The organism is Rhizobium sp. BK181, from assembly GCF_014193305.1.
Classification (GTDB): Bacteria; Pseudomonadota; Alphaproteobacteria; order Rhizobiales; family Rhizobiaceae; genus Rhizobium.
Map to the genome: position 1 here is coordinate 70,514 of NZ_JACHZA010000016.1, position 17,922 is coordinate 88,435.

The 17,922-nt window shown below is 57.6% G+C and carries 17 protein-coding genes, 1 tRNA gene and 2 pseudogenes; 17 read left to right on the forward strand and 3 right to left on the reverse strand.

The window, feature by feature from the left end; all coding sequences use genetic code 11:
- The first annotated feature begins 48 nt into the window (after positions 1 to 48).
- From FHT77_RS25310 to FHT77_RS25375, 14 genes and pseudogenes are all read left to right on the forward strand, one after another.
- Positions 49 to 546, forward strand: coding sequence for an Lrp/AsnC family transcriptional regulator (locus tag FHT77_RS25310; RefSeq protein WP_183757574.1), 498 nt, complete (start codon positions 49 to 51; stop codon positions 544 to 546).
- Between the two features lie 120 nt (positions 547 to 666).
- Positions 667 to 2,163: an NAD-dependent succinate-semialdehyde dehydrogenase gene (locus FHT77_RS25315; protein WP_183757575.1), complete on the forward strand. Its 1,497-nt coding sequence runs from the start codon at positions 667 to 669 to the stop codon at positions 2,161 to 2,163.
- Between the two features lie 46 nt (positions 2,164 to 2,209).
- Positions 2,210 to 3,589: an aspartate aminotransferase family protein gene (locus tag FHT77_RS25320; protein WP_183757576.1), complete on the forward strand. Its 1,380-nt coding sequence runs from the start codon at positions 2,210 to 2,212 to the stop codon at positions 3,587 to 3,589.
- Between the two features lie 9 nt (positions 3,590 to 3,598).
- On the forward strand, positions 3,599 to 4,696 hold the full coding sequence (locus tag FHT77_RS25325) for an alcohol dehydrogenase family protein (protein ID WP_183757577.1): 1,098 nt from the start codon (positions 3,599 to 3,601) through the stop codon (positions 4,694 to 4,696).
- 7 nt (positions 4,697 to 4,703) lie between these two features.
- Positions 4,704 to 5,287 (forward strand): annotated as a pseudogene (locus tag FHT77_RS32315) (STAS domain-containing protein); the annotation flags it as partial.
- Positions 5,288 to 5,468: 181 nt separating this feature from the next.
- Positions 5,469 to 5,692: pseudogene (locus tag FHT77_RS25335) on the forward strand (hypothetical protein).
- 183 nt (positions 5,693 to 5,875) lie between these two features.
- A complete protein-coding gene (locus FHT77_RS25340; RefSeq protein ID WP_183757578.1) occupies positions 5,876 to 6,382 on the forward strand; it encodes a hypothetical protein in 507 nt (168 codons plus the stop codon).
- A gap of 99 nt (positions 6,383 to 6,481) precedes the next feature.
- Entirely contained in the window at positions 6,482 to 7,396 is a 915-nt protein-coding gene (locus FHT77_RS25345) for a DnaJ C-terminal domain-containing protein (RefSeq protein WP_183757579.1), read from the forward strand.
- A 2-nt stretch (positions 7,397 to 7,398) separates the two neighbouring features.
- Positions 7,399 to 7,731, forward strand: coding sequence for a chaperone modulator CbpM (locus FHT77_RS25350; protein WP_183757580.1), 333 nt, complete (start codon positions 7,399 to 7,401; stop codon positions 7,729 to 7,731).
- Between the two features lie 855 nt (positions 7,732 to 8,586).
- Positions 8,587 to 8,919 carry a helix-turn-helix transcriptional regulator gene (locus FHT77_RS25355; protein ID WP_183757582.1) on the forward strand — a complete coding sequence of 111 codons (333 nt, stop codon included), beginning with the start codon at positions 8,587 to 8,589 and terminating at the stop codon, positions 8,917 to 8,919.
- Entirely contained in the window at positions 8,912 to 9,391 is a 480-nt protein-coding gene (locus tag FHT77_RS25360) for an SRPBCC domain-containing protein (protein ID WP_183757583.1), read from the forward strand. The genes FHT77_RS25355 and FHT77_RS25360 overlap by 8 nt, the downstream gene beginning before the upstream one ends.
- A gap of 15 nt (positions 9,392 to 9,406) precedes the next feature.
- Entirely contained in the window at positions 9,407 to 9,820 is a 414-nt protein-coding gene (locus FHT77_RS25365; protein ID WP_183757585.1) for a GFA family protein, read from the forward strand.
- 326 nt (positions 9,821 to 10,146) lie between these two features.
- Positions 10,147 to 10,222: transfer RNA gene (locus FHT77_RS25370), tRNA-Val, on the forward strand.
- A gap of 294 nt (positions 10,223 to 10,516) precedes the next feature.
- On the forward strand, positions 10,517 to 10,744 hold the full coding sequence (locus FHT77_RS25375; protein WP_028828150.1) for a hypothetical protein: 228 nt from the start codon (positions 10,517 to 10,519) through the stop codon (positions 10,742 to 10,744).
- Between the two features lie 513 nt (positions 10,745 to 11,257).
- Here the strand turns inward: FHT77_RS25375 and tkt are convergent.
- Positions 11,258 to 13,288, reverse strand: a complete 2,031-nt coding sequence (gene tkt / locus FHT77_RS25380; protein ID WP_183757587.1) for a transketolase — start codon at positions 13,286 to 13,288, stop codon at positions 11,258 to 11,260.
- 549 nt (positions 13,289 to 13,837) lie between these two features.
- Between tkt and FHT77_RS25385 the strand changes: the two genes are divergently transcribed.
- Positions 13,838 to 14,038 (forward strand): hypothetical protein, encoded by a 201-nt coding sequence (locus FHT77_RS25385; RefSeq protein ID WP_183757589.1) that lies wholly within the window; start codon positions 13,838 to 13,840, stop codon positions 14,036 to 14,038.
- A 307-nt stretch (positions 14,039 to 14,345) separates the two neighbouring features.
- On the opposite strand, the gene FHT77_RS25390 is transcribed toward FHT77_RS25385, so the two are convergent.
- Complete coding sequence (locus tag FHT77_RS25390; protein WP_183757590.1) at positions 14,346 to 15,200, reverse strand: LssY C-terminal domain-containing protein; 855 nt, start codon at positions 15,198 to 15,200, stop codon at positions 14,346 to 14,348.
- Between the two features lie 399 nt (positions 15,201 to 15,599).
- Between FHT77_RS25390 and FHT77_RS25395 the strand changes: the two genes are divergently transcribed.
- Complete coding sequence (locus tag FHT77_RS25395; RefSeq protein WP_183757591.1) at positions 15,600 to 15,827, forward strand: hypothetical protein; 228 nt, start codon at positions 15,600 to 15,602, stop codon at positions 15,825 to 15,827.
- 99 nt (positions 15,828 to 15,926) lie between these two features.
- On the opposite strand, the gene FHT77_RS25400 is transcribed toward FHT77_RS25395, so the two are convergent.
- Complete coding sequence (locus FHT77_RS25400; protein WP_246720173.1) at positions 15,927 to 16,772, reverse strand: hypothetical protein; 846 nt, start codon at positions 16,770 to 16,772, stop codon at positions 15,927 to 15,929.
- Positions 16,773 to 16,864: 92 nt separating this feature from the next.
- On the opposite strand from FHT77_RS25400, the gene FHT77_RS32095 reads away from it, so the two are divergent.
- Entirely contained in the window at positions 16,865 to 17,899 is a 1,035-nt protein-coding gene (locus tag FHT77_RS32095) for a sigma-70 family RNA polymerase sigma factor (RefSeq protein ID WP_259186242.1), read from the forward strand.
- The last annotated feature ends 23 nt before the right edge of the window (positions 17,900 to 17,922 follow it).

Here is a 17,922-nt window from a genome sequence, read left to right on the forward strand (position 1 = left end):
CATTGTCTTTTCCTCACCTTTGGAATGATTTAAGCGGCATGGGACAACATGAAACTGGACGCCGTCGACCTGCGTATTCTCGATGCAATCCAGCGTGATGGGCGCATCACCAAGCTTGCACTCGCTGAAAAGGCAGGACTTTCGCCGACACCTTGCTGGATGCGGTTGCGCAAGCTCGAGAAGGCGGGGATCGTCACCGGCTACCACGCACGCATCGCGCTTCGCCGGATTGCACCCGTGGCAAGCGTCATGGTGGAGGTAACGCTTAGCAATCACCGCCAAAGCGATTTCGAGCGTTTCGAACGCGTTATCGCCGGTATCCCGGAAATCGTTGGCTGCTGGTCGGTCGGCGGCGGGATCGACTATTTCCTGAAGATTGTGGCGCCCGATATCGACGCCTACCAGCGCCTGATCGACGGTCTCCTGGACCGGGAAGTCGGGATCGAACGCTATTTCACCTATATCGTCACCAAAACCGTCAAGGACGAGTCGGTTTTGCCCATTGTAACCCTCGTTCATCCAGGAGACTCCAGAGACGGGACATAGACAGATCATGCCGTCAGCGGCCTGGTCATAGACAGTCTCTCTCTTTGAACACCCGTCAAAGGACAAAATCTCGCTTCTTCTCGTGAAAGACTCCGGGCATCGGCAACGAGGAGACAGGTCATGACCGCGGTGTTTGCCCGCCCAGAATTCCACACTGCGCTTTCCCGGATCAAGGACAAGCATCTGCTGCGCGATCTCGCCTATGTTGGTGGCCGATGGTCTGCTGGCATCGATGGTCGGAGCTTCGATGTGACGGATCCGGCTACCGGGATGACAGTTGCATGGGTGGCGAGCCTTGGCGCCGAGGAGACCTCACTCGCCATAGATGCCGCCACGCGGGCCATGCCGGCCTGGCGTGCCTTGCTGCCCCAGGAACGCGGACGCATTCTGCGGACCTGGTATGAGCTGATGCTCGCAGCGAAAGATGACCTCGCACTCATCATGACCCTGGAGCAGGGCAAGCCTCTTTCCGAATCCCTTGGCGAAATCGACTACGCCGGATCCTTCATCGAATGGTACGCTGAGGAGGGAAAGCGGCTGAATGTGGAATCGGTGACCAGCCACCTGCCCGGTGCCGAGATGATCGTGCGAAGGGAAGCGCTCGGCGTCGTGGGCATTGTGACACCCTGGAATTTTCCATCAGCAATGGTCACCCGAAAGGCGGCCGCAGCGCTTGCCGCCGGATGCACCGTCGTCGCGCACCCCTCCTCCGAAACGCCCCTCTCCGCCCTCTCCCTTGCGGAGCTTGGCGAGCGCGCGGGCATTCCGAAGGGCGTTTTCAATGTCATCACCGGCGAGGCAGCCACCATTGTCGGCCGCATGTGCGCCGACGACCGGGTGCGCGCAATCAGCTTCACCGGATCGACCGAAATCGGCCGGCTGATTGCCGCAAAATGCGCGCCGACGATGAAAAGGCTGGTCATGGAACTTGGCGGTCACGCACCTCTTATAATCTTCGAGGACGCCGAGATCGAGCAGGCCGCGAAGATCGCCGTGGATGCGAAATTTGCAACATCAGGCCAGGATTGCCTCGCGGCCAACCGTGTCTTCGTCCACCGTTCCATCGCCTCCCGTTTCGAGGCGGCCTTTGCGCGACGCATCAGCGAGCTGAAAGTCGGCGACGGTCTGTCCGCCGGCGCAGAAATTGGTCCTCTCATGCATGAGCGAGCCATTGCGAAGGTCGAGCAACACGTGGCGGACGCCCTGAAGCGTGGCGCCAAGCTCGTGACTGGCGGCAAGCGGCACACGACCGGCAGGCTGTTCTTCGAACCGACGCTCCTGACCAATGTGTCGGACGATGCTCTGATAATGCGTGAAGAGACCTTCGGACCCGTCGCCGGTATCACCGTGTTCGATACCGAGGAAGAGGTGGTCGCTCGGGCCAACCATACCGAGTACGGCCTCGTCGCTTACGTTGTCACCGCCAATGGCGCCAGACAGATGCGCCTCGGCCGCGCGCTCGAATACGGCATGGTCGCGATCAATCGCGTAAAGATCACGGGCGGGCCGATCCCGTTCGGCGGCTGGAAACAGTCCGGCCTTGGCCGCGAAGGATCGCGCCACGGCGTCGAGGCCTTCACCGAACTCAAATATCTCTGCATCGACACCGCCGCCTGATGGCGCCGGTAAAAAATCTCTGACGACCGACATCGAGGACACTGCCATGCTGAACAGAAACAACGAGCTCAACGCCTGGGATCGCGACCACTTCTTCCATCCCTCCACGCATATGGGCATGCATGCCCGCGGCGAAACACCGACGCGCGTGATCACATCGGGCGAAGGCGCCTATATTACCGACGCCAACGGGCGCACGAGCCTGGACGCCTTTGCCGGTCTCTATTGCGTCAACGTCGGCTATGGGCGCCAGAAAATCGCCGACGCCATTGCCAGCCAGGCAAGCGATCTTGCCTATTATCACGCCTATGTCGGCCACGGGACCGAAGCCTCGATCACGCTGTCGAAGATGATCATCGATCGCGCTCCCAAGAACATGAGTCGCGTCTATTTCGGCTTGTCCGGCTCGGATGCCAACGAAACCAACATCAAGCTGATCTGGTACTACAACAACATCCTCGGCCGGCCGGAGAAGAAGAAGATCATTTCACGCTGGCGCGGTTATCACGGCTCCGGCGTCATGACAGGCTCGCTGACGGGTTTGGAGCTGTTTCACAAGTCCTTTGACCTGCCGCGTGCACCGATCCTTCACACCGAAGCACCCTATTATTTTCGCCGTCCGGATCGCTCGATGGACGAGCAGCAGTTTTCGCAATACTGCGCAGACAAGCTCGAAGAGATGATCCTGGCGGAAGGACCCGACACCATAGCCGCCTTTATCGGGGAACCAATCCTGGGCACGGGCGGCATCGTGCCGCCGCCGTCGGGATACTGGCAGAAGATCCAGCAGGTGCTCGACAAATACGACATCCTTCTTGTCGCCGACGAGGTGGTCACAGGTTTTGGTCGTCTTGGCACTATGTTCGGGTCGGACCACTACGATATGAGGCCCGACCTCATCACCATCGCGAAGGGCTTGACGTCGGCCTACGCTCCACTGTCGGGCACAATCGTGTCCGACAAGATGTGGCACGTGTTGGTGCAGGGGTCGGATCAGATGGGCGCGATCGGGCATGGATGGACCTATTCAGCGCATCCGATCTGTGCTGCGGCCGGGATCGCCAATCTCGAGCTCATCGACGAGATGGACCTCGTGAAGAACGCCGGTGCAACGGGTGCCTACTTCCGCGAGGAGCTTGCAAAGGCTGTCGGCTCGCACAGACACGTCGGCGAGGTTCGTGGCGACGGGCTGATGGCGGCGGTGGAATTCGTGGAAGACAGGGACGAGCGAAGGTTCTTCGACGCTTCCCGCAAGATCGGACCGCAAATCGCAGCAGCACTTCTAGCACGCGGGGTGATTGGCCGCGCCATGCCGCAGGGAGACATTCTTGGCTTCGCGCCACCGCTCTGCCTGACCCGCGAGGAAGCAGACATCGTCGTCAGGGCTGCGGCTGAAGCAATCGAAACCACGTTCAAAACGCTCTGAGGACCTCCGATGACAATCCTGCCTAAAACCATGGCGGCGGTTCAGCTTGTGGGTCATGGCGACCTGGACAAGCTCGTCTATCGCACCGATGTGGCCGTTCCGCAGCCCTCTGCCGGGGAAGTTCTGATCAAGGTATCGGCCTGCGGAATGAACAATACCGACGTCTGGGTCCGCCAGGGAGCCTACGGGACCGAAGACGATCCCGCGGCTGTCTCCACCTGGCGGCGACAAGGCAACACGTTGAGTTTCCCGCGCATCCAGGGCACCGACACGGTTGGCCACATCGTTGCCACAGGTAAAGGTGTCGCTGCAGCACGCATCGGCGAACGGGTAATGGTCGATTTCTCGATCTATAACCGGGAAGACGACAGCCTTGCCGATATCGACTACATCGGACATGGCAGAGATGGCGGCTATGCCGAGTACATGGTGCTGCCTGCCGAAAACGCCCATCTGATTGCGACGGATCTCAGCGACATCGAGCTTGCCACATTCTGCTGTGCCTATCTGACAGGCGAACGCATGCTGGAGCGGGCGCGGCTGGCGGCTGGAGAGCGGGTCCTCGTGACAGGTGCATCCGGTGGTGTTGGCTCAGCCATCATCCAGCTTGCGCGCGCCCGCGGTGCAATCCCGATTGCATTGACCGCAGCGGGCAAGGAACAGGCCCTGCTCGATGTCGGCGCCGAGGCAGTCGTCACGCGCGGCGGTGACCTGGTTGCCGACGTTCAGAGTGCAGCAGGAGGCAAGCCTATCGATGTTGTCGCGGACCTGGTTGGCGGCTCAATCTTCAATGACCTCCTCAAGCTTCTGAAGCCCGAGGGACGATACAGCACCGCGGGTGCCATTGCAGGGCCCGTCGTTCAACTCGACCTGCGCACCATGTATCTCAAGCAACTCGAACTGCATGGCTCGAGCCAGGGAAGTCGCGCCGATTTCCGGCGGCTGGTAGGCTATATCGAGGACAAGAAGATCCGGCCTATTGTCGCCGGCACCTATCCACTGTCGGAATTCCATCGGGCTCAGCGCGACTTCATGGCGAAGAACTTTGTGGGCAAATTGGTCGTTGTCCCTGACCGGAACGACACGAAGACCGTAGGGCCGTCATGATCCACTCGTTCAGCGGGGCGGGCATCTGCGCCGCGCGACATTGTTTGCGGGAGCCTTGCTGCTCGTCTTGATGGTCCTGCTCAAACCATGGGTTTCCCAGGTTGCTGTTGCGGCGCTCGTGGCCATCATGGTGATGGTCTCTATCGACACGTTTGACTGGTCTTCATTGAGGACGTTACTGGTTCACCCGAAACTTTCGAGCGTCGTCATGGTCGCGACCGTGCTCGTTACCGTGCTCCGTTCGAATCTGGCTCTGGGCGTGACGGTCGGCGTCCTCCTCAGCGGTGTGTTCTTCACGCTTAGGGGCCCGACTACTTGATGTCGAAGTCTAGAGGAATGTGGCCGGTGTCGTTTGACCACCGGGTCTCGGGCCAAGTATTCTTCGCCTCGGCAGCCATATTCGTGGACGCTTTCGATATTGAGGAGGCAGAAGGCATGGCCGTTCTGATTGACGTCTCACACGCTCACTTCTGGGACGTTACCGCTGTCGCTGCTCTCGACAAGGTCGTCGACCGGGTCAAGTCTCATTCGATTGCCGCCAAAGTCCTGGGCATGAATGAAGGAAGTGCAACGCTGATCAACGACCTCAATGGTTCGAGCGGTCCTGCAGGAAGCATAAGTCGTCAACCAGATCCGGGCGACGGGCGGAAAACTCGATCGCCTGGCGGCACCAGATCGACCGGCTTTCTCCCGCGCGCCTCGATCGGACCAAGGTCCGTTCTGCCGATGAGCATCCGTAGCTGACTGTTCAAATTTCAATGGTGCTGGGTGAATGGGTACGACGTACTGGCCGAAGATCCCTTGTTCGGGGACGACATGAATGTGCTGACCTCAATCTTGCGGCGGTGGTGTGGCAAACATCAGCGCGACTTCAGCGGCGAGGAAAGCCGGGCGAAGGCCCGCGAACTCGTGGAATGGTTTGGGTTTGGGGTGAAAGATCCTGTTGAGATTGCCGAACTGATCGAAGGCAGGCATTGGCAGCTCGAACGAATTTGACCCAGAAGCCTATCTCGGGCAATTCGTCGGCAAGCACGCGCTGATCTCCCGCATTTTCCCATGAGACGACCGCCGGCCCTTGCCGGGCCAGCATCGACGGACCTCCATACTCCCGGATCTGGTCGAACCCGGAACTTTGAGGCATCGTGGCGCATTCTTTGTTATCCCGAGGGAGAGAACGCCATGAAGTGCTGCCTCTACGCCATCGTCGCTTTGATTTATTACGGGATCACTGCAGCGGCATTCGCCGACGAAACACCCTTCCTCCAATCTCTAGCTGGAGATTGGATTGGTGGAGGGATGATGAAGCGATCTACGTCATCGTCGCCCATCAACCTGGACTGCAATTTCAAGACTCAGGCTAGTGGAGTTGCGCTTTCGATGAAAGGGACATGCCGGGGCATGATCGTCGTCACGCGCGCGGTCTCAGCAAACATCAAGGCCAATGGTACGCAATACGCCGGGACTTACATCGGGCCGTCCGGCGGCGTATCAGGTTTACAAGGCAGGCGAAACGGTGACGCGATCAACCTCGCCGTGCACTGGTCCCGCATAATCAACGGCGATCGAAGCGCAACCATGACCATCCAACGCGTTGACGACAACGCCATAAGAATCCGAACCGTCGATAAGGACCCGGCGTCCGGCCAGCAGGTGGTTACAAGCGAAATCAACCTTCGGCGCAACTGATGCAACTACAAGAATGTAACCACTCGTCGGAGCAGCAAAGCCAACCTATATATTGACGCAAAGCCCGACGATTTCCGCCGGCATAAACCGGAGATATAGATGAGCCGTGATCCATACGAGCTTCTCGGCGTAAAGAAGGACGCCTCGCAGAAAGAGATTCAGAGTGCATTTCGCAAGCTCGCAAAGAAGCTTCATCCCGATCTCAACCCGGGCGACAGGAAGTCGGAGGAACGGTTCAAGGAAATCTCGACCGCCTACGAGTTGCTCAGCGACGAAGAAAAGCGCGGTCGCTTTGACCGCGGTGAAATTGACATAACAGGTACCGAGCAGGCACCGCGCAACTACTACCGGGATTACGCCTCCCAGCCAGGTACGGGAAATCCCTACCAGAACAGCGCGGGTTTTGCCGATTTCGGCGACCACGACGATATCTTCTCCAGTTTCTTCTCCAACCGTGCCCGGTCCGGCGAATTCCGTGCGCATGGCCAGGACCGCAACTACTCGATGGAGGTCGATTTCCTCGACGCGATCAACGGAACGAAGACCCAGATCAGGCTCCCTGACGGGCCTGCGCTTGATCTTCGGATTCCCCCAGGCACGCGCGACGGTCAGACCCTTCGATTAAAGGGCAAGGGGGAGCCCGGGATCGGTGGCGGCCCCTCCGGCGACGCCTATGTGGAAATCAGGGTGCGGCCGCATCCATTCTACGTTCGAGATGGAGACGACATCCGTTTCGAACTGCCGATTTCGCTTCGGGAATCCGTGCTCGGTGGCAAGGTCCGGGCGCCTACTCCAACCGGGGCGGTCAACCTCACCTTGCCTCCGCATTCGAACACGGGGAAAGTTTTGCGCCTTAAAGGAAAGGGCGTTCCGAAAAAAGGCGGAGGTGCCGGTGACATCTATATCTCATTGAAGATCATGCTGCCGGATTCACCCGACCAGCAACTGACCGATTTCATGAAAAGCTGGACGGCGGGTGAAGCGCAGGATCCGAGAAAAGGCATGGGAGAATAGCCATGGATGATCTTGAATTCCGACGTTTCCTGAAGATCGACCTGACGGTACTTGAGGTCTGGGTCGAACAGGGATGGCTGCTGCCGCAGACCCGGGATGGTGCACGCAACTTTCGTGACACGGATGTCGCTCGTGGGCGCCTTATCCTCGACCTTACGCGGGATATGGGTGTCAACGAGGCGGGCGTCGACCTGATCATGGATCTCATCGACCAAATTCACGGACTGCGCGGGACACTGCGAGATGTGCTGGCTGTCATGGACGAACAAGACGAGGACGTAAAGCGGAGATTGCGCGGAAAGCTGGATGAGCTTTCCGGCACTGTCGGCCTTTGACAAGGCCCTCAAAACCCACCTGTCCAACCGAATAAAGGTGTTTATTCACATCTTTGCGCTGGTTATCTCATTTGCCTGATTAATACATCGCCCTCACCACAGGTTGGTTGTTGGCGGCAGTTCCTTTCCGTGAAAAGCACGTCGCTAGGCTGCAAAGAGACACAAGGTTGGCCGGGACACCCTGCCAAGAGCCATCGCCGTGCTCCTGGGGTGCCAGACCCACTCTTCTGATCGCAATCGACGCTTTTCCCTCAACGACTGCACCCTCGCGGCGGCAGTCGGTTCACGGACAACAGCAAATGACAGCACAGCAGAGCAAGCAGTAGGGTGAGCAGAACGGTGCGCGTTTCTTTCCCCACGGGCCGCGCCGCACGCACCGATTCAAGCCCGCAGCCCTAACGTTGGAGGCTTTTGTTGCCAGAAAGAGTTATCTCTGGAGGCGGTTCCTTCGCTCCATTAGAAGCTCATGCTCGACCAGTTGCTTACCTGCTGGGCTGAGACTAACGCCATCAACCACGTCCTCAGTGACATTCACTTCTTTGAATCTGCGGATCTGGTCGTTCGGGATGTCAGCGGTTTCGTGCCGATAGAGATGCAAGAGCCAGCTCCATTCTTCGTACGTGAAGTCCCTCCGAGCGATCATGCCAGTGTCCTCCGACCAGTGTTGACGAGACAGGAGCCGAAGCTCCCGACAAGCAAGCACTGTGCGCCGTCTTGGTCCCTCGCGTCAAATGGCATGCTAAGACCTGACCTGCGTCGATTGTCGTCCGTCCGTTTCCGTAGACGTTATCCTTCGCGGAAAAAACAAACTCAATAGCGTTGACTAATCAATTAGTATAAACTAATTGCTATGGAATGTCTGAACCTGAAAACATCACCGTTGTTCTGCGCGCCCTCGCCGACCCGACCAGGCGCGCCGTGTTCGAACGGATCGCCAACTCAGACGAGATCACCGTCGTCGAGTTGACCCGGGGAAGTAACGTTACACAAGGCGCCATCTCACAGCATCTCAAGTCCCTGAAGCAGGCCGGCCTCGTCAGTGAGCGACCGGAGGGACGTAACGTCTACTACCGTGCCCAGCGAGGTGGCCTTGAGCCACTGGCCGACTGGATGGACCATTACCGCGTTTTCTGGCGTGAACGTTTCACCGGCCTCAGAGATCTCCTAAAGGAAATTGACCATGAATGAAAAGCTGAGACCGCGAGCTCAAGCCATTGTTCTCGATGAGGTTTTCCCGCACGCCCCGGAGGTTATCTGGAAAGCTCTGACAACCGGGGACTTGATCGCCCGATGGCTAATGCCGCCAAAAGGCTTCGATCCTGTTATCGGCAACCGTTTCACGTTCCAAACGAACCCGTCCGGTGAATGGGACGGTGTCATCCGTTGCGAGGTTCTGGAAGTCCTGCCAAATGAACGGTTCTCCTTCGCCTGGAAGGGTGGCCACGAGAGTAATGAAGGCTATGGATCGACATTGGAGACGGTTGTCACTTTCAGTCTTTCCAAGGCTGGGGACGGCACTCGCCTCCACCTTGTTCATTCAGGTTTCATGCTTCCCAAGAACGACACAGCCTATCGCAACATGAGCGACGGCTGGAGGAAGGTGGTCACAAGGCTCGACACTGTGGTCGCCGAAGAGACGTCTTCGCAAACACTGCATTAGAACGAGGAAATCGGTATGAGCAAATCCTACACCGGTGGCTGCGCCTGTGGCGCGATCCGCTATGACGTCGCCGGCGAGCCGGCGATCATGGTTGACTGCCAGTGCCGTCAATGCCAGCGGGACAGCGGAACGGGCCACCAATCTCACCTGACATTCGTCGCCGCAGAGGTGAAACTCGAGGGAAATGCGTCGCACTGGCAGACAGTGGGTGACGGCGGCACCGTAAAAAGGCGTGGCTTCTGCCCGACGTGCGGTTCGCCTGTCTACCTTGCATTTCCTGACATGCCGGAAGTGTTCATCGTCACGCCGGCGAGCCTGGACGATCCAAGTCGCTTCAATCCACAATTTGTGTCTTGGACCAAAGCTGGACAAGCATGGGACTATCTCAATCCGGCCCTACCGAAATTCGACAGGATGCCGACGACATGACGTAAGCGGCCTTTTGCAAGGTATGACCGGACAACATCGGGGCATCCATCGGTTTTCCTCTCGTTAGGCTGCGACCGGTGAAGGTAATCCGTGATTGGTTCACATGGAGGTTGTCGATCACCTTTCTTGGGGCGCCGGGTGATTTCTCGCCCAGATCCGCACAAAGTGGTTTCCCAAGACGGTGCGGAGAAGAGCCGTTTAGTCGTGCTTCCTGTTAGCATCTCAGAAAAAATCGAAAATTCTTCACAAGCACCCTTCCGTTCCGTCCCCGATCCGCATAGATCACGGTCACAGACGTGGCGGACCGAACCGGACCGATCTCGCGAGGGCGATTAGCTCAGTTGGTAGAGCGCCTCGTTTACACCGAGGATGTCGGGAGTTCGAGTCTCTCATCGCCCACCATTCTTCTCGCAACCCTTTGCTTACAAACGGTTTTGCCATTAACCGCGCCATGCATTTCGTGCACCCGCGACGCTTAATGTGTCATGATCAGCTTTTTAATGCCCTTGGGGACGCGACCTTACACCGAACACACCTTTGACTGAGCGGCCGAACCCATCTGTCGAGCAATGTCTCAGGCTCCGCTCGAAGGATCCCAAATACGCGGGGTAACCAGATCAAGGGAATTTGGAGGAGTTGGCCATTGAAGATCGCCAATCCGGCCCTACTTCACTGTGTCGCGAAGGGAGGCGGCAAATGCAAGACACCGATCTTCTTATTCTCTCGAGGGCCGTGCAACAGTGGTACCGGTATTACGACGTAGATCCGGACGAGCAGGCCTCGACCTTTCTCAACCACGCAGCAATCAAGTTTTTCGATCAAGGCTATCGCTCGGTTGAGGGCATCGCCACGATGTTGATCGATAACTACGTCGGCGAATGGCCGATGAAAAGTAACGCGCCGGGCACGAATACGCTTCAGTAGCCCGTTCTCGAGCGGAAAATCCTATCGCTTCGGTCTCGGCCTCGCGCCGAACTGTGTCCCGGGGTCAGTCTGACCCCGGGACCATTCGCGGTGACATATATTGGACGACGAAGGCAGTTCGACATGGGCGACGCGCCGGCCAATGGCGCGGCGAAGGCTTCGATGGCAACGAACGCGTGCTTTCCGCGACCGCCGAACCCGTTGTGACTGATCTGGCGGTATGCCGCTCGCAACAGTCGCGATCTCGAGAAATCGACGCCGCGGGTTCGGTCGTGCCGCCACGAAGCGCCTGTCCTACAGGGGTCGACCGTTTTCGCCACTATTTTGGCGTTCACGAGACGACCGGCACGCGGTTCTGTTTCCGAACGGCTGGAACATTCCCGGTGACCTGAAGTTCGATGATCGCAGCATTAGCCCTCAACGCTGCGATGGCTGTTGCCCAATGGACAGCCGTGATGGCCCGGCCCTGTCCGACACAGTACCGGGCTTTCTCTTCCGAGCGAAGACATGCCATCAACGTGCATTGGCAGTCATGGCCTCCCTCGCAGCCCGCACAACGGCATCGGTTGTGATGCCGAACTTTTTGTAGACGTCGCCAATCTTGCCTGATGCACCAAAGCTGTGCATGCCGACGAACCTGCCTTGAAGTCCTAAATAGCGGTCCCAGCTGTCCTGAACGGCCGCCTCCACTGCGACACGCGCAGTGCCCTCCCTCAACACGTCGCGTTTGTATTCCTGCGACTGGGCCTCGAACAGTAGCCTGCATGGCATCGAAACGACCGCGGCCCGGACCCCCTCCGTTTGGAGTCTCTCCCGGGCCTCCACGGCAATATGCAATTCCGAACCCGTCGCCATAATGGTGAGCTGCCTATCCCCGCCCTCCGCCTCAATCAGGACATAACCACCCCTCGCCGAAAGGTTTGCCTGTCCGGGGATCCGACGTAACAACGGCATCGGCTGGCGAGACAATGCAATTAGAGCAGCCTGTTTGGGAGCAGCGAGGATGGCTTCCCAGCACTCTGCTGTTTCGATCGGATCGCCGGGGCGAAAGACAGCAAGGCCTGGAATGGCACGCAGCGCTGTCAAATGCTCCACTGGCTGGTGGGTTGGGCCATCCTCACCCAGCCCGATAGAGTCGTGGGTCATGACGAAGATGGATCTTACCTGCATCATCGCTGCAAGCCGAATGGCTGGCCGTGCATAGTCGGAAAATGTAAGGAATGTCCCACCATAAGGTATGAGGCCGCCATGGAGTGCGATGCCATTCATTGCCGCAGCCATTCCATGTTCGCGAACGCCATAATGAATATATGACCCATCGAACTTGCCCGGTGTGATTTCGATTTGTGATTTTGCCTTGGTATTGTTCGACGGGGTGAGATCAGCCGAGCCCCCAAGCAGCTCCGGCATCGCCAACGCCAAGTGGTTCAGGACGACGCCACTGGCTTGCCTTGTCGCCAGATCCTTCTCGCTGGCGAGCAGCTCAACCTTCGCTGCCTCGATCGCCTTCTTCCAGTCAGTCGGCAACTGCCCTTTCATCCGTCGTTCGAAATCGCCCCCAAGGTCGTCCTTTGCGGTTTGGACGCGGACAGCCCAGGCCATGCGTTCGTTGCGTCCGCGCGCGCCAATGTGGCGCCAGCTATCGAGCAGTTCTGAAGGGATCTCGAACGGTGGCGCCGTCCACTCGAGCAGCTTTCGAGCTCCCGCGATTTCCTCTTCCCCGGGAGCGTCACTATGAGCCTTCTGGGTTCCTGCCTTGGTCGGAAAGCCAAAACCGATGATTGTCTTGCAAGCTATCATCGAGGGGCGGTCGGTGGCCTTCTGCGCTTCAATGATGGCCGCCCTTATCGCGTCGGTGTCATGGCCATCAATTTCCTGAACATGCCAGTTGGCTGCGCGGAACCGGGCGGGCTGATCGTCGGATTCCGCAAGGCTCGTTGCACCGTCTATCGAGATGGAATTGTTGTCCCAGAACGCGATCAGCTTTCCGAGCTTCAAGTGACCGGCAAGCGTTATGGCCTCCTGGCTGATACCCTCCATGAGGCATCCGTCGCCGTTGAAGACATACGTGTAATGGCTCGACAAATTATCTCCGAACCTTGCATTCATGATGCGCTCAGCAAGAGCAAGACCCACCGCGTTGGCGAGACCCTGCCCGAGCGGGCCGGTCGTGGTCTCGATGCCGGTCGCGTGGCGGTACTCCGGGTGTCCGGCGGTTCTGCTGTCGATCTGGCGGAAGTTCTTGATCTCTTCGATTGTCATGTCCTTATAGCCGGTCAGATACAACAGGCTGTAAAGCAACATCGATCCATGGCCGTTCGAGATCACAAAGCGGTCGCGATCGAACCAATATGGATCGTCGGCGTCAAACTTCAGGAATTCGGAAAACAGAACGACGGCAATGTCGGCCATGCCCATTGGCATCCCGGGATGCCCACTATTGGCTTTCTGAACCGCATCCATGGACAAGAAGCGAATGCAGTTGGCTAGCTTTCGTAGATGCTCGTCCTTCGCGGCTGAAACTGGTACCTGGGAGTTTGTCATCTGTATCTCCGAAAAAATCGCTGAACGGCAAGGCCGTCAGCTGTGCTGGCAGGCACGAAAGCCCTTTCCAAATGAAGCTCCTGCTTCACCGGCCTGATAGCGCGCGAAAGGTCCCATCTTTTCTCGGTCTTCAAGCCATCGACGGGGCGCCGTTGGTTCCCATCGCACCTGCCAATAGGCCCGACAAAAGGTGACGGGCGTCACCGCTGCGCCGGTCTGCCTCGGGGAAGGGTTGCCTTTCTGAAACATCTCGAATCAGTCGGAAGGTAGCGCTGGCCCTCGAAAAGCAAGCCATAAACTCTACGAGGCATCGACGGTCCGACGACCTACGGACATTTCTCCTTTTAAATAAGCGTTTCCCAATATCCTGCTGTTAATCCATCCATTTTCCTGCGTGGTGCGGATTCTGCACTATTGCCGATCTGCAACGGTCGGGTTCTATATGTCAGCAAATAAGCATTTTCTCATATTCTCACGATTGCCAGTCCGATGTCGGATTTCATAGGCTCCGGCCTCGAAACGAGGGGCCTATGAAATGGATATTTGTCTATGACTGGTCTTAAATCGACGATTACAGAGCTAATTGATCGCATCCTCGGAGATTGGTGTGCCGAACACGGGCACAAGAGAGGAAGCATTGAGGCAAGCCGAAGGGCGAAAAGCCTGACGCAGTGGATCGAATTCGGCGTGACCGATGAAACCGAGCTTTCAGACCTCATTCGCGACGATATCGTGATCAGCGTTAGTTAGGTGCGGTCAGTCGACCGGACAGGGCGTCTTCAAGCGCCCGCCCAATGGTGCGGGTCACACATGCATCATTCTTGTTCGAGCATCGCTTCTTTTCACCCCAATCCTGCGGCGTGCCTGTCGCAACCTACGATACAAACGACCTGTCAGATTCAGCACCGAACCAATTTTGCATGTCGCCCGACAGGAGCAGGTTTCAGAACTCACGCCGCTAACGTTCTGAATTTATACTTACTGCCGTAAGCGTAAGTATTCTCCGCTCGATCCACGGTCGTCCTTATCGCGCGGCCCGTTCGGACCGACATTCCCTTCATCCGGCAATCGGAACGCTCGTGGTTGCGCCACTGGTTGTCAGGTTGGCAAATGCGATCTCACCGTCCGTAATGTAGTGGTTGACCTTTCCGGTCACCAAGCGCGAGCCTGACTGGTGCAATGCGACCTCCCCGATAACGCACCTTTCCTTCAACTCGTTGACGATGTAGTCGCGCTCGGCATTCGTATCGGAATCGGTTGCGTGCGTGATCTGGAAGGTTAGCCGGGTCAGAGAAAGCCCGGTGTCCCTCGTACCCGCCCCAACCCACAGGACTCGTTCGTCTGGCGATGGCCTGTCCGTGTTCAACCAAAAGCTCGGTTCGCCCATGTCGTCCTCGGAGTGAGTGAGACTGAGCGCCCAGAAACGGATGTGATGGCGCTTGCGCGGGCTACCGCCTATCGGCTCCTGAAATCCGATGTCCTGCCGCCTTCCAAACAGATAGAAAGTACTGAACGGAGCCGTCGGATAGGCAGAGTTCAACAGAAACGCTCGCGTCATTCGCAGGGAGCTTGCCATCCCCAAGCTGTCCGCCTCGTACCAACCCGCTGCTGCAAAGGCGTCCTTTAGTTGTTGGATGGTACCGATGAGGACGAAATTGATAGGGTCGCCGGGAAGCCCGTCAGCCGTTATCGTGTATCGCGGGATCAATCCACGATGAAGCACCTTCAGACCCACGCGGACGACGTTCGGCAAAATGACATAGGCTGCCAAACCATAGGTGAGGCAAACCGCGAAAAGCCAAGGGAGCCTGTGATCGGCGGTGTCGAAAACAACAAAGACGATCAGCCAAATGCTGAGCGCGCCCAAGCAGAAAACGAGAAATCTCTGGAAAAGGCGCGTCAGCAATCTCACAACACTCTCCCTCATCGAGCGTCAGATGAACTCGCCGTTCGTTCTCGCTATTTTTACACCGAAAAGCTCCAATTGGTAGCGCCGTCGCGCTTTCCGTTGATTTAACTTTTGCCGTGCCAACAGCGTGCCTGGCGCCACGCGTCGGCGACCTTTGCCAGAAGCTCCGGTTATACCCACGGCTTCCAAGGCGACGACATCTCCCTCTGCGACAGCTCGGTCTTGTCCTTTGCTGGCTTCGAACTGCAGTGCCCCTGTCGGATCAGGTGGTCACGCGTCCAAAGCGCGTTTCCACTCTCGATCCGGCGGCTCGAAAACGTCCGGTATCGTACGCATCGTCTGAGGTATATTCATTTTTAGGATTTCTGCTATCTTCCACGCCTGTTGTGGGAAGGAGACGTCATGTTTGTATCGAGTTTGGTGCCGGGCGCGTTTTATTGGGCAAGATCCACCGGAAACGCCGAGGGCAAACCGACTGTCGTGCAGGTCTCCACAGTGTTCGGCGAAGATCCGGAGTATTGGACTTTCGCGGTGGTCGGCTCCGAACAGCACCACATGATCGGCGATTTCGAGATAATTTCCCTCGTGGAACCTCCAAGCATGCATCAACTGCGCCAGGCGGCCGAGTAGTGACTCGCGGGCACACCACCCGTCGGTGGCAATTTCAAGGTGGAATCCAACCATCGGGCATGCCCGTCTGGGGCGCTCCGACTTGGCAACGAGAAGAACCTATGGTTTCATCCTATAAAGGGTGAACACAACTCGCCCACCGGCAGGTACCGACTTCAAAGGCTCCCCGGCCGCACTGCCCTTCAGGGAATAAATGCCCAGTTTCGAGTTGATGGCGACATATCCGTCGTATCGCCTGATGGTGTCTCCAGGGGCGAGACGAAATTCCGCTACTGATCCCAATTTGCCGTCGTTTGACAACATGATCCAGACCGTCGCCCCGTTCTCGTCACCAGCCAGTTGCCGGTGCCCGCCATCAGGCCCTGTGCACAAAAGGCCATAGCCGTTCGCGACCCAATCCTCGTCGCGGTCCCCGTCAAGATCCGCCCCTGTCACGAACCTGTTCGAAAGATCAACTTCAGAACCGTCGTTTCGGGCATTGCACGTGTCCTGCAGCCGGGCAAGAGTTTCGAGCATCCGCGCGGGGAACAGTCCTTCCCATTTTCGAACGTATTCCTGAGAGTTGATCCTTCTCGGCTTCCCCCCCTTCACCACCCTCGGCGCCGTCGAGGTCGGCCGGTTCTCATTGGTCTTTGTCAGGAAAGCCTGAAGCCTCGAGCGCAGTTCAACCTCGTCGCCCTCGGTGGGCTGCCTGAAAAAGAGGAGAAGCGAACGGGAAACAGCTTCAGGAAGGTAGATGGGACTGACCCTTTCGGGCTTTCTTTGGATCGCCACACAGCTGTCGCCGTCCTCGAGAAGATAGAGGACCTGAACTTCCAGTCGGTTTTCAGCATTTGTCTTGGTCCCGAACGCGGCCCATCCCCTACCGTCCCGGATCGTTTGCTCAACCAGGCCCCTCGCCACTTCCGGAACCCCGGCGAAAACTCCCTGCGTGTCGTCAGCCATCTGTCCGGCGAATACCGACCCATCAGAAGACATATGGAGTTGCGACGTAACCAGGTTCTCGAATGCCTCCGATCCCATTTGGAGACATTTTGGTGACGGTCGTTCCATCGAATGGGCGTCACCCGCCGCCACGAAGCAAATCGCAGCCACGCAGCACTGGTAGCGCGCTAGAGTCACGCGATCTCCCCTTCGCCTACAAACGGCTCTATCACCGCCAGACATCCTTGCAGAAGGTTTCACCGAACCAGATAGTTGCAATAAGATTATTGCAGAGATGGCCCATTGCAAAACCATGCATCGCATTCACCGAGCGATTGTCAAGTAGCGCTCATTTTGAAGGTACCTTCCCGCGCCGTTTGACGGCGCTCAAATTGGGCGCTGCAGCCGTTCCAACCGAAAAACATATAGCAGACGTTTCGCGTCGAATTGGTTTGGTGTCTTTCACCGGAACTTTTTCGCAGGACATCAAATGCGTATGGAGGAGCCGATGCCGGAACACAAGGAAGGACATAACCGCGCCTGAACTGACCCAATCCGTTCCGGAGCTTCTTGCATTGGCTCGCGCAGGACAGCCGGTTGCATTTCGCCTGATCATGCGTCGGTGTAACCGTCGGCTCTATCGTATTGCCCGCGGTATCGTCCGTGGCGATACGCTGGCGGAAGATGTGGTTCAGGAAGCCTATCTGCAGGCGTTTCGTCATCAAGACGACTTCAATGGAAGGAGTGCCTTCTCAACCTGGCTCACACGCATCCTCATGAACGAAGCGCTTGGACGTTTGCGCAAAGCAAGCCGGACACCCGAAGTCCATCTTGGCGCCAGCGTCTTGCCAGGGCACGTCCTCGACTTTCCAAGCGGTGCTGCTCTCGACAATCCGGAAATTACGATGGCCCAGAAGCAGATTTTGAAACTGGTGGAAGCTGCAACCGATGGCTTCCGGAGGAATTTCGCATGGTCTTCATTGCCTGTGTCATCGAGAAAATTTGTCGAGGAGACTGGAGAATTTCTCTCATTAAAACCCGAGACGGTTCGTGGTCGCCTCCATCGTGCACGCGCTTTGGCCAGGGGGAAGCTGGATCGGATAATCGGTCCGATTGCCGTCGACGCATTTCCCTTTGCCGGTTGGTAATGGGAACAGCTTGCCGAACGGGT